Genomic DNA, 12,547 nt, shown 5'->3' with positions numbered 1-12,547 from the left:
CTATCGCATCATGAGCGAAGAATTCATCAGCTACCTGGAGGAACTGCTGCAGGATTTTGGCCCCATCCATGCCAGGCGCATGTTTGGCGGCTATGGTATTTACCATGACGGCCTGATGTTTGCCCTGATTGCGGACGACACCTTATACCTCAAAACCGACGAACAAAATCGCGCTGCGTTCGAGACACTGGGATTGCCAGCATTCCGCTACCAGAAGCAAGGGAAGGAAATCTCCATGTCCTACACCCAGGCACCCGCCGACATGCTGGAAGCACCAACGGAGGCAGCCTACTGGGCGCGCCTTGCCTATGCCGCGGCACTGCGCGCGCGGAAACCCAAAAGATAAATATATAGAAAAACAATACCTTGTATGCACTACCCATGTACCTGCAAGCATAGAATGGCAACACGTTGTTGGCGGCATGTTCACGCAATACAGACAGCATGACCAGCCAAGCAAGCGACCATCTAATCACGTCATTGAACTGGGTGCCCGGGCCACCGTCTAAGGATTGTTGAATCGGCACCGACCAGTCTAGAATTGCATCTCGGTTACTGTCACAAGGCCATTTAAAGGTGATTTACATGAAACCCATCAGACTGATTTTCACTGCGCTGGTACTGACCCAGCTGGCGAGCTGCACCACGGTCAGTACGACGAATAGCAGCAATGCAGGCGTCACCCGCAAACAATACGTGGGACTGGTTTCCGAGCAAGAAGCCGTGGAACAGTCTGCCCTGGCCTACCAGCAAACCGTCAAGGAAGCCCAATCCAAGAAACTCTTGAATACGAACAGTGCTGAAACCAAGCGCGTGCGTACTATTGCCGACAAGCTCATCGCCCATGTCGGTGTATTCCGCTCTGATGCCCCCAGCTGGAAATGGGAAGTCAATGTGCAGGAAAGCAAGGAGATCAATGCCTATTGTATGGCCGGCGGCAAGATCATGGTCTATACCGGGCTGCTGGACCAGATCAAGCCTAGCGATGACGAACTGGCAGCAGTCATGGGGCATGAAATCGCCCATGCCTTGCGCGAACATGTACGCGAGCAAATGTCACGCGCCAAGGCCCAGCAATATGGATTGCTTGGATTGGCTGCCGTGGTAGGTATCAGCTCCAAAAATGCCGACAATGCTGTGCAAACACTTGCCCTAGGCGGCACCCTGGCTGCCGTGGCCCTTACCCTGCCCAACAGTCGCACCGCCGAGCATGAAGCCGACGAAATAGGCCTGGAGCTTGCTGCTCGCGCGGGCTACAACCCGAATGCAGCCATCACGCTGTGGGAAAAGATGGGCGCAATTGGCGGCGAGAAACCGCCCGAAATCCTCAGCACCCACCCATCCGATGCTTCGCGCATAGCAGATATCAAGCGGCTGATTCCCGCCGTCATGCCATTATATGAAGAAGCCAAGAAGCAGGGTAAATAAGAACGGCAGACAAAACTCTTCTGGCGAGCGCTTAGCCAGGATCGCTCACTGAGTTTTGTTAGCCGCTCTAAATCAACTCAAATGCCTGCCGGAACCTGTGAGGCGTTTTCAGGTAAAATAGCGGTTTTGTCTGAAGCGACCCATTAGGAATCTTAGATGAGCAATTTGCAAACCATTATTGAAGACGCGTTCGAGCGTCGTGCCGACATTACCCCAGCCACTGCCAGCGCAGAAATCAAGGACGCCGTATTCAGCGTGCTTACAGACCTTGATAGCGGCAAACTGCGCGTGGCAGAACGCACCGATGGCCAGAACTGGGTCACCCATCAATGGATCAAGAAGGCAGTATTGCTCTCCTTCCGCCTCGAAGACAACGTCCTGCTCGACGATGGCGTCACCAAGTATTTCGACAAGGTACCGCCAAAGTTTGCCAACTACACCGAAGCCGACTTCAAGGCTGGTGGCTTCCGCGTTGTACCAAACGCTATCGTGCGCCGTGGCTCCTTTATCGCCAAGAATGCGGTTCTCATGCCTTCCTACGTCAATATCGGCGCTTATGTCGGTGAAGGCACCATGGTGGATACCTGGGCCACAGTCGGCTCCTGCGCCCAGATCGGCAAGAATGTGCACCTCTCCGGCGGTGTGGGCATCGGCGGCGTACTGGAACCTGTACAGGCTGGCCCGACCATCATTGGTGACAACTGCTTCATCGGTGCACGCTCAGAGGTGGTAGAAGGCGTGATTGTTGAAGACAACTCCGTCATCTCCATGGGTGTTTATATCGGCCAGAGCACCAAGATCTATGACCGTGAAACCGGCGAGATCACTTATGGGCGCGTTCCCGCCGGCTCCGTAGTGGTGTCCGGCAACCTGCCGTCCAAGGATGGCAGCTACAGCCTGTATTGCGCCGTCATCGTCAAGAAAGTCGATGCAAAGACACTGGGCAAGGTTGGCATCAACGAACTGCTGCGTGGGATTTAACTGGCGTCCCGTACAAGGTCAAATGCCAAAACTGTCATAATTCTGACACTGGCGTCGAAGCTCCAACAAAACCTGCCGCTGGCAGGTTTTTTTATTTTCTACTCCCGCTAAACCTCCGCAGCATAAAAATATAAATAACCTACTGTTTTAAATAATAAATTTAAAATATCGCAATTAAGCTATCTTCAATCCACCGTCCCTTTATTCTGCGGCATAAAAGTTGCCATATACACAATAAATCCACATTTTATTTTGCAGGATTAAGGAAAAACCATGACGGGCAGTTACGATTACAGACTGGTGCTACTTTCAATTGCGATTGCGTTCATCTCATCGCTGGCCGCATTTATGTTCACAAACCGCGTGGCGCGCAACCAAGGCGGCTCGGCCAAGGCATGGATGGCGCTTGGCGCTGTTACCATGGGTTCAGGCATCTGGGCCATGCATTTCATCAGCATGATGGCATGGTCTCTGCCCACCCCCATGGGCTACATGCTGGATGACACTGCATTGTCATGGCTGATTGCAGTCAGCGTTTCCTGGCTGGCACTGGACATCGCCAGCAGGCCCGGCCTCAATTGGCAGGTTCTGCTTGCTGCCGGAATTGTGATGGGATTGGGCATCAGCGGCATGCATTACAGTGGCATGCATGCCATGCAGATGTTCCCTGAAATTAGTTACGATAGAACAATGCTTGCCTTGTCAGTCGGTGTTGCAATTATTGCCTCCATATTAGCGCTGGCATTCATGTTCCAGGCTGGCAACCACGCCAAAAAGCATAGTATTGGCTCTCAACTGTTTGCTGCCGCAGTGATGACTGGTGGCATTGCCGGCACACACTTTACCGGCATGGCAGCCGCCGAGATCCACCCTAATGCCGTCTGCACCAGTGTTTCTACATTACAGCCCGGTTTGTTTTCAGTGATTATCGCACTGGGAATCTGCACCTTGATCCTGATCGCTTCCATCCTGGCCATCATAGATTCACGCAATGATGACCGTGCCAATTGGTTGCTTGCAGATACGCAGGGCAAGCTAAGCCGCATGAACATGCTCGACACCCTGACCCAGCTGCCAAATCACCGTTACTTCCAGCAACATCTCAGTATCGGCATCCGCCGCACCTCAAGGCTGGGCACTGCGCTGGCTGTCGCCATCATCAAGCTCGACAATCTGAAATCGGTCAAACAAAGCCTGGGCCAGCATATCAGCGATGAAGTGCTTCGTACCGCCGCAAAACGGATTCAGGACACGATTCGCGGCTGTGATATGGCGGCTTATAACGGCACTGAAGAGTTTCTCGTGCTGTTTGAAGATATCCAGCATGAAGATGACATATTGCCTGTCATGGAAAGAATCATGCAGTCCCTGAATGCCACGTTCCGGATCGATAGGCACGACATCACGCTTGATGTCAGGGCTGGTATCTCCTTATACCCCAAGCATGGCGATGCTGACCGCCTGTTGACCTATGCCGAAGCCGCCATGCATCGCGTGCAAGCCGATGACAACCATGGTTTCCGCCTGTTTGACAACAGGCTGGAGACATCTTCCTTCGACCTGCTTGAAATTCAGCAAGCGCTACGCCATGCCCTGACGAATCAGGAAATGGCACTGTACTTCGAACCACGCATGGATATCCTCGGCAACACCATCACCGGCCTGGAAATTCAAGTCCGCTGGCTGCACCCGACCAAGGGCGCAATCCCAGCCGCTACATTTGCTCCCATGGCAGAAAATCTGGGCCTGATCGAGGATATCAGCGACTGGATACTGGAACAAAGCTATCGCACTATTCAGCAGCTTCACCAACAGCAAATTCATTTGCCGATGTACCTGCCACTCATGCCGGCACAACTACGCTCGTCAGGTCTAGAACAACGCATTGCAGCCCTGGCCAACCAGTTTTCCCTGCCAGCAGACGCACTGATCCTGGAAGTTGCCGAGTCGGCCTTTATGCAGCAGCCGGAACATTATGTGGACTTTCTGGAACGCTTGCCTGCAGTCAGTCTCAAAATCAGCCTGGAGAATTTTGGCACCCGCTTTTCCAGTCTGCCTTATCTGCAGCACTTGAACCTGAAGTTGCTCAAGCTTGACCGCAGCTTTACCCAGGAACTGATTACCAACCAGAAATCCCGTGCGATTGCAGGCGCCATCATCGAACTGGCACACGCACAGAACTTGAAGGTGGCCGCCGAGAATGTAAGCAATGAAGACGAACGTAATGCACTCCTGTCACTTGAATGCAATGAAATTCAAGGGTTTTTCTGTGCCAACCCCATACACCAGGAACAATTGCTTGATCTGCTGATCTCAACCAAGCTCTCATCGCAAAAAGATAAATCTAATAGCAGAGAAAGTGCCTGGCTCTCGCACCACGCTACACTCAGCGGCGTCACCTCCAGCCCGCTAGTGTAAAATGCGTGAATCGACAGTCATGAAGATCAGCGCACATGAAGCTTTACGGCATCCCCAATTGCAGCACCGTCAAGAAGGCACGCACCTGGCTGGACCAGCAGGGCGTTGCCTATGAATTCCACGACTTCAAGAAATCCGGTATCAGCGAAGATACGCTCAAACAATGGCTAAGCCAGGTTGAATGGGAAAAACTCGTGAACCGTGCCGGCATGACCTGGCGCGGCTTGAGCGAGGACGAAAAGGCAGCCGTCACCGACGCAGCCTCAGCCGCAAGGCTCATGCAGGAAAAAACCTCCGTCATCAAGCGCCCGGTGCTGGTCAAGGATGGAAAAATCCTGAACCTGGGCTTTACCGAGGCAGCTTATGCCAAGCTGTTCGATGCATGAGCAAAACGCTTGAACTGGCCCGGGACCTGATATCGCGCCGCTCCGTCACCCCGGACGATGCAGGATGCCAGGAGCTGCTGATTTCGCGCCTGGAGCCGCTAGGCTTCAAGATCGAACGCCTGCGCTTTGGCAATGTGGAGAATTTCTACGCGCGTCGCGGCGACAGCAGCCCCTTGCTGGTATTTGCAGGCCATACCGATGTCGTCCCTACCGGCCCTGTCGAGCAATGGCATACCCCGCCGTTCGAGCCTGCCATCAAGGACGGCATGCTGTATGGCCGGGGTGCGGCCGACATGAAAACCTCGCTCGCAGCTTTTATTACGGCCATTGAGGCATTTGTTGCTGAACATCCGGACCATCCCGGCTCCATCGGCCTCATCATTACTTCCGACGAGGAAGGCATAGCCGTCAACGGTACCGTCAAGGTCGTTGAGACCCTCAAGGCACGCAGCGAACTGATCGACTACTGTATTGTTGGCGAACCCACCTCCAGCAAGGTAGTGGGCGACATGATCAAGAACGGGCGGCGCGGCTCCCTATCGGGCAAACTCACGGTCAAGGGCGTGCAAGGCCATATCGCCTATCCGCATCTGGTCAAGAACCCGATCCATATGGCAGCACCTGCTATCAAGGATTTGACAGAAACCATATGGGATGAGGGCAATGAATACTTTCCACCCACATCCTGGCAGATTTCCAATATCCACGGCGGCACAGGTGCGACCAATGTCGTACCGGGTGAAGTGGAGATTCTCTTCAACTTCCGCTTCTCTACTGCCAGCACAGCGGAAAACCTCAAGGAGCGTGTTCATGCCATCCTGGATAGCCATGGCCTGGAGTACACGCTGCTATGGGAACTCTCCGGCAAGCCGTTCCTGACGCCCAAAGGCTCCCTAGTCACCGCCATCTCATCCGCCATCGAACAGGCATTTGGCGTCACGCCCGAGCTTTCCACCACTGGCGGCACCTCGGATGGCCGCTTCATTGCCGACATTGCCCAGCAGGTCGTTGAATTCGGCCCGCTCAATGCCACCATCCATAAACTCAACGAGTGCGTTGCCGTTGCAGATATTGAACCGTTGCAGCACACATACAAGCTCACCCTGGAAGCATTACTGAAATGATTAAATTTCCTGCTATCACGGAAGAACTCTATACCATCCGCGACTGGCTGCGTTTTGCCGTCAGCCGCTTTGAGGAATCCAGCATCTTTTTCGGCCATGGCACCGATAATGCCTATGACGAAGCAGTCTGGCTGATTCTTTCATCCCTGCACCTGCCGCATGACACCCTGGATAACTTCCTCGATGCGCGCCTATTGCCACCTGAGCGCACCCGCCTCAAGGAGCTGATCCGCCGACGCATCACGGATCGCACGCCAACGGCCTATCTTGTCAATGAAGCGTGGCTCAAGGGATTCAAGTTCTACGTGGACGAACGCGTGATTGTGCCGCGCTCGTTTATTGCCGAGCTTCTTGAGGACGGCCTGAGTCCATGGATAGAATACCCGGAGATCGTAGAAAGCGCGGCGGACATCTGCACCGGCAGTGGCTGCCTTGGCGTTCTGCTGGCAAATGCATTCCCGAATGCCCAAATCGATGTCGTGGATATCTCTCCTGATGCACTGGCGGTGGCCAACATCAACATCCACAACTATGGTCTGGAAGACCAGATCAGCGCGATCGAATCCGACATGTTCAGCAACCTGCAAGGCAAGACCTACGACCTCATCATCAGCAACCCTCCTTATGTGGACGCATCCTCCATGGAGGTATTGCCGCAGGAATACCGCAATGAGCCACAGATTGCCCTTGGCAGCGGCATTGCAGGACTGGACCATACCCATACCCTGCTGCGCGAAGCCAAGGATCACCTGAACGACAACGGCCTGCTGGTCGTTGAAATCGGCCACAACCGCGAAGTCCTGTTGGAAGCCTATCCACAACTGCCGTTCACCTGGCTGGAGGTTGACTCGGGCAACGAATTTGTCTTCCTGCTCACCAAGGAACAATTGCCTTAACGCAGGCACAGCCCATGTCAGATCCTAGAGTATTCTTCGCTGCAGAACGCACCATGCTGGCCTGGCTGCGCTCCGGCCTTACCTTGATGGCACTGGGATTTGTCGTGGCACGCTTTGGCCTATTCCTGACATTGCTGGCGCCTGGGCAGGTGGACCATCTCAATTCCCATCGCTGGCTTTCCGACCTGCTGGGTATTCTGCTGGTGCTGACTGGCGCCGCCGTGATCCTGGGCGCGCAATACAACCACCAGCGTTATGTGCGCACCCTGCCGTCAGAAGACGTACCGCAACTGGCGTTGCCCTGGGTGTCATCGGTATTGACTATCGCAGTGTCCATTGCCGGGCTTTTGCTCATGATTGACCTCATGCTGTTCTGAACCCAGCCTGTAAGTAGGAGCATAAGATTCTGTAATCAAACAGGAATGCGCTAACGCGGGCAGTTTAACCAATCAGAAAGCGATCTGCCCTTGCTGTATGGTTCTTGGCAACCTGCCTTGAGGTACAAACTGGTGCATACGCAACCATTCGAGCCATTGATTAAGCTCTTCTGATTTAAACCTCGCTTTACTGAAATGCCAATTTTCGCGAACATCGGAGATAATCTGCACCTCTGTCGGTTGAACACCATCGATCAGAAAATCGTTCCAGACTGCGAAAAGTGTGGCGATGATCTCGACTTCTTCGGTCTTCTTGTCTGCCAAGGCGTAGATTAGACGGTCAAATTCAGTCTTCTGGTCGGGCGTCATCAGGGTTTCTGCGTTCGCCGCAGGCTCCGACAAGCCTGACAAGCAGCGGTACTCCGTCTTTTTCCTGCCGTTGGCCAAGGTCTTTTCATTGACCTCGAACCAGCTCTTGCCTTGACCTTGCCGCTCGAAATCATAAATCCAGGTATCCAGCGGCCCGGCAGCTTCACGTTCGGGTTTCAGACCCAGCTCCAGGCCAATATGCGCTTGCGCCAGGTACATCACCTTCGCGGCAGCGGTTCGGCCGAAGTATTGGGCGTTAGCGAGTTTGTTGATCGCATAGCAGCCAATGGCGGCACGGTAGGCAGCCAGATCAATGACTTGGAATTTTGAAAGCGATGCTGGCCGGAGTTCTTTCTCGGTTTCACCATGTGATTGGGCGTTAATCAGAGTGCTTAGTAATTCGGCCTGCTTGCCGGTTGCGGCATCAATCTGTTGATCTAGTGAGTCGCACAATGCCACCAGTTGGTCCACTTTGGCGACGATGCGATATTGCTCTTCTAGTGGGGGAATAGGAACAGGCATTTCCTTAAGCTTCGACGCTTTAATTCCGGTCGCAGTCATGCCTGTTGCTTCTAACAGAAGCCTTTCTTGAAACGAATCCGACATCATGAAGTTTTTAAGCCATGCGGCAATCCCAGGCATGTGAAGCTGGAAGCAAATTACTCGCTGGGCAAGTGCAAATTTTTCTTCAATATCAATTATTGCGATATTTCCGAGTGGAGCTTCTGTTGTAAACAGCATGTCCCCAACTCTCGGAAATCCTCTGGTCATCCATCGAATATATTCTTCGGAAGTGACGTATTCTTTTGGTTCTCGATTTATATAGCCGAATCGCACATTCTTAGCTGTGATTAGAGGAACTCCGGTCTCGACCTTCGTCGGAGTTTTTCCCCGATAGTCGATAAATTTCCCGATATTGCCGAGTCTGCAATATGACCATCCTTCAGGCTTTCCGTAAAGCTCTTCCGATTGACTAACAAAGGGCGCCGCTGAGGTGCGTAGTCCTTCTTTTTCTTCAAGCGTTCTCTTTACAGCATTTATTTCCTTTAACAGTTTACTGGCGGGCTGGTCGTCCGGGTTTTGTGGGACGAGTTTTCCCATCACCGCCAGTTGCAGGATGGCCTTGCGCAGTTCGGCGACGTTTTCCTTGACGGTGTAGAGCTCGCCGAAGTGTTTGGCTAGGAAGGCTTGGGCGCGCTGGTGCTGGTCGGGTTTGGCGATGTTCAGCAGTTGCTTGATGGCTGCTGCATGAACGGTCAGGCGCGCTCCCTGCTGTGCAGTACGCAGTTTCTCCAGTTCATCGCAACGCGCCATCAGTTCGTCGATTTTGGCGATGATCCGATGTTGCTCGTCTGACGGCGGCAGAGGGAATAGTCCCGAGAAGAAGTCACCATCATTTATTGCTGGGTATGCAACACCCTTTTGAGTCCGCTCAACATAGCCGATAAAAATTGGCGAGCGCAGGTAACGAAAGACAAACCTATTGAGCACTCCATTATAAGAATGCAGAACTGCGAATGCAGTACTTGCAATGGGCTCAGGCTCATATTCACGTTCAATAATGGCAACGTTCAACAAGTACGGGCGTACTGTCGAATAAATAACATCCCCTGGCTGAACTATCTTTCTTGCTCGGGAAGGTGCATCAGAGGCGGCAATTATTTGTGCTTCAGTGATCCTGCCGAATTTATTGTCAATCGCACTAACATCTATATATGTGAAACGACTGTTAGGAACTCTTTGACCCCAATCATGACAAATATCGCGCAATCGCACCCATTCCCACCCTTGCGGCAACACATACGGCTTTTCTTCTTCCGCCACCGGCAGCAGGGGCTTGGGTTTCTTGATCTGATCTTCTTGCACCAGTCGCTGTTTCTCGGCTTCAATCTCTTGCAGCAGCTCGCTGGCGGGTTGGTCGTTCGGATCTTGCGGAACTAGCTTGCCCTGCATGGCCAGCGTCAAGATCAGCTCGCGGAGTTTTTTAATGCCATCGGGGGCGGTAAAGGCGGTATCGAAGTACTTTTCCAGTAGTTCGGCGGTGTGCTTATTCATGCCCGCCTCCCAGTTCGCGCTCGATCTGTTCGATGCTGGGCAGGCTGGTTTGCAGTTCTTCAGGCAGGGATTCGATCAATTGGTATTCCGCCACGCCGATGGGCTGGGTCTTGTCGCGCAACGCGTATTCGGCCACCACGGTGTTCTTGCTCTTGCACAGCAACAGGCCGATGGTGGGGTTGTCCTGTTCGGCCTTGACCTGCATATCGACAGCGGTGAGGTAGAAGCTCAACTGGCCGAGGTGTTCTGGTTTGAACTTCTCGGCTTTCAGCTCGATGATCACGTAGCAGCGCAGCTTGAGGTGGTAGAACAACAGGTCGATATAGAAGTCGTCACCACCCACTTCCAGATGGATCTGGCGGCCGACGAAGGCGAAGCCCGCACCCAGTTCCAGCAGGAACTGGGTGATGTGCTTGACCAGCGCTGACTCGATTTCCCGCTCGTTGGCTTCCTGGCCAACATCCAGGAAGTCGAACAGGTAGGGATCCTTGAGGGATTGCCGGGCCAGATCGGTTCCCGGCGCGGGGAGGCGGTCGGCGAAGTTGGTGATCGCCTGGCCTTCCCGCTCCAGCAGGCGGGATTCGATATGGATTTCCAGTGTGGCGCGAGACCAGCCGTGTCCCACGGCGCGCTGAGCATAGGCCAGGCGTTGTTCTGGTTGCTTCAGCTTGGCCAGCAACACCAGGTTGTGGCCCCAGGGCAATTGTCCAACAGCCTGTTGGACAATTGCCGCGTCCGGCCAGGCGTCGGCGAAGGAGCGCATGTACATCAGGTTGGCGCGGGAAAAGCCCTTCATCTCGGGAAAGGCTGTCCTGAGGTCGTGCGCCAGCCGCTCGATGACCTTGGCCCCCCAGCCCTGCTCGGCCTGCCGTTGCAGGATGTCACGGCCGATCTGCCAGTAGAGCAGCACCAGTTCGCGGTTGACGGCCAGCGCGGCCCGTTGCTGGGCACCATGGATGCGGTTCTTCAGCTCGCCCAACCAGTTGGCGTAGCCTTCCGGGGCTGGAACGAGGGATATCGGCTTGTCGCTCATTCCGCTCCCCCGCTGGTGGCCTTGAGCGCGGCCAGCAGTTCGGTTTTCAGCGCTTGCTGAGCGGCCTGCAACTGGCGGGTGATGTCCTGGTACTCCGCCATCAGTTCGTCCGGGTCACCCAGTTCGACAGCCACCTCGTGCGGGTTCTTGCAGTCCAGGTTGTAGTTGCGAGCAGCCAGATCCTTGGCAGAGACCTTCCAGGCATGCTCGGTGGTCTTGCGCCCCTTGCGTTGCGGGCCGCCCCACCAGGTTTTCTCAAGATCGAATTCCTCAATGGTCAACGGCTTGGAACGGGAATAGCTCTTGTAGCCTGCCGGGTAGGGGTGCTCGAAGAACCATACGTCCTTGGTGGGGCCGCCCTTTTCGAAGAACAGGATGTTGGTGGCGATGCTGGTGTAAGGGGCGAACACGCCTTTGGGCAGACGCACGATGGTGTGCAGGTTGAACTCTTCCAGCAGTTCGCGCTTGAGCGTGGTTTTCACCCCCTCGCCGAACAGGAAGCCATCTGGCAGCACCACGGCGGCGCGCCCGGTATCGTGCCTGAGCAGGTGCATGATCAACGCCATGAACAGGTCGGCGGTCTCGCGGGTCTGGTGCTTGGCGAGGAAGTTCTTCTCGATGCCATCCTCTTCCATGCCGCCGAACGGTGGGTTGGTGAGGATGATGTCCACCCGATCGCGTGGGCCATAGTCCTTGAAGGGGCGAGAGAGCGTGTTGTCGTGGCGGATACGGGTAGGCACGTCGATGCCGTGCAGCATCGTGTTGGTCAAAGCCAGCATGTGCGGCAGAGGCTTCTTCTCGACACCGTGGATGTTCTCTTGCAACAGCCGGTTGTCATCTGGCGTCTTGACCTGCTTCCTGAGGTGTTCGATGGCGCAGGTCAGGAAGCCGCCCGTGCCGCAGGCCGGGTCGAGAATGCTCTCGCCGAGTTTCGGGTCGAGGATATCGACCATGAACTGCGTGACCGCGCGTGGCGTGTAGTACTCGCCCGCGTTGCCGGCCGACTGCAGGTCGGCGAGGATTTTCTCGTAGATGTCGTTGAACAAGTGCCGGTCGCTGGACGAGTTGAAATCCACGTCCTCTTCGATGGTGTTGATCACCTGGCGCAGCAGCGTGCCGGACTTCATGTAGTTGTAGGCATCCTCGAACACCGAGCCGATCACCCAGCCTTGCGCGGACACGCCCGCCTTGGTGGCAAGCTGTTTCAAGGCAGGAAAGAGGTCGTTGTTGACGAAGTCGATCAGCTCTTCGCCGGTCATGCCTTCCGGATCCTTGGCCCAGTTGCTCCAGCGAAAGCAGCTTTGCAGCGGCGAACGGTAGCTGGACTGGGTGAGTTCCCACTCCTGTTCCTTGTCGTCGAAGATCTTCAGGAACAACAGCCAGCAGATCTGGCTGATGCGCTGGGCATCGCCATCGACGCCGACATCCTTGCGCATGATGTCCTGGATGGCTTTGATAAGAGTTGCAAGTGACATGAATA

11 protein-coding genes are annotated in these 12,547 nt (G+C 54.6%); 8 read left to right on the top strand and 3 right to left on the bottom strand.

All coding sequences use genetic code 11. The features are described from left to right. Nucleotides 1–10: 10 nt before the first annotated feature. The 8 genes from LG198_RS01485 to LG198_RS01450 all read left to right on the top strand — a co-directional run bounded on the left by LG198_RS01485 (nucleotide 11) and on the right by LG198_RS01450 (nucleotide 7,610). Nucleotides 11–346 (top strand): TfoX/Sxy family protein, encoded by a 336-nt coding sequence (locus LG198_RS01485; protein ID WP_230341401.1) that lies wholly within the window; start codon nucleotides 11–13, stop codon nucleotides 344–346. Between the two features lie 239 nt (nucleotides 347–585). Beyond that, nucleotides 586–1,428 carry a M48 family metallopeptidase gene (locus tag LG198_RS01480; RefSeq protein ID WP_230341400.1) on the top strand — a complete coding sequence of 281 codons (843 nt, stop codon included), beginning with the start codon at nucleotides 586–588 and terminating at the stop codon, nucleotides 1,426–1,428. Between the two features lie 156 nt (nucleotides 1,429–1,584). Further along, a complete protein-coding gene (gene dapD / locus LG198_RS01475; protein ID WP_230341399.1) occupies nucleotides 1,585–2,409 on the top strand; it encodes a 2,3,4,5-tetrahydropyridine-2,6-dicarboxylate N-succinyltransferase in 825 nt (274 codons plus the stop codon). A 273-nt stretch (nucleotides 2,410–2,682) separates the two neighbouring features. After that, nucleotides 2,683–4,827, top strand: coding sequence for a putative bifunctional diguanylate cyclase/phosphodiesterase (locus tag LG198_RS01470; protein ID WP_230341398.1), 2,145 nt, complete (start codon nucleotides 2,683–2,685; stop codon nucleotides 4,825–4,827). A gap of 35 nt (nucleotides 4,828–4,862) precedes the next feature. After that, nucleotides 4,863–5,213 (top strand): ArsC family reductase, encoded by a 351-nt coding sequence (locus LG198_RS01465; protein ID WP_230341397.1) that lies wholly within the window; start codon nucleotides 4,863–4,865, stop codon nucleotides 5,211–5,213. Beyond that, nucleotides 5,210–6,337, top strand: coding sequence for a succinyl-diaminopimelate desuccinylase (gene dapE, locus LG198_RS01460; protein ID WP_230341396.1), 1,128 nt, complete (start codon nucleotides 5,210–5,212; stop codon nucleotides 6,335–6,337). The genes LG198_RS01465 and dapE overlap by 4 nt, the downstream gene beginning before the upstream one ends. After that, nucleotides 6,334–7,233, top strand: a complete 900-nt coding sequence (prmB, locus tag LG198_RS01455; protein ID WP_230341395.1) for a 50S ribosomal protein L3 N(5)-glutamine methyltransferase — start codon at nucleotides 6,334–6,336, stop codon at nucleotides 7,231–7,233. The genes dapE and prmB overlap by 4 nt, the downstream gene beginning before the upstream one ends. 14 nt (nucleotides 7,234–7,247) lie before the next feature. Further along, nucleotides 7,248–7,610: a YidH family protein gene (locus tag LG198_RS01450; protein ID WP_230341394.1), complete on the top strand. Its 363-nt coding sequence runs from the start codon at nucleotides 7,248–7,250 to the stop codon at nucleotides 7,608–7,610. Nucleotides 7,611–7,682: 72 nt separating this feature from the next. Here LG198_RS01450 and LG198_RS01445 read toward each other — a convergent pair whose 3' ends face one another. Genes LG198_RS01445 through LG198_RS01435 form a run of 3 tightly spaced genes read right to left on the bottom strand, consistent with a single transcriptional unit; the run spans nucleotide 7,683 to nucleotide 12,542 of the window. Beyond that, entirely contained in the window at nucleotides 7,683–10,034 is a 2,352-nt protein-coding gene (locus LG198_RS01445; RefSeq protein WP_230341393.1) for a restriction endonuclease subunit S, read from the bottom strand. Continuing rightward, the gene (locus tag LG198_RS01440; protein WP_230341392.1) at nucleotides 10,027–11,067 is read right to left on the bottom strand and encodes a PDDEXK nuclease domain-containing protein; all 1,041 of its coding nucleotides are present in this window, start codon (nucleotides 11,065–11,067) and stop codon (nucleotides 10,027–10,029) included. Before LG198_RS01440 ends, LG198_RS01445 begins: the two co-directional genes overlap by 8 nt. Further along, a complete protein-coding gene (locus LG198_RS01435) occupies nucleotides 11,064–12,542 on the bottom strand; it encodes a type I restriction-modification system subunit M (RefSeq protein ID WP_230341391.1) in 1,479 nt (492 codons plus the stop codon). The genes LG198_RS01440 and LG198_RS01435 overlap by 4 nt, the downstream gene beginning before the upstream one ends. Nucleotides 12,543–12,547 lie beyond the last annotated feature (5 nt).

Origin of the sequence: Methylobacillus arboreus, assembly GCF_020532725.1 — a bacterium.
GTDB classification, from domain to species: domain Bacteria; phylum Pseudomonadota; class Gammaproteobacteria; order Burkholderiales; family Methylophilaceae; genus Methylobacillus; species Methylobacillus arboreus.
The sequence above is the reverse complement of the archived record's forward strand: the minus strand, read 5'-3'. Positions and strand labels throughout refer to the sequence as shown.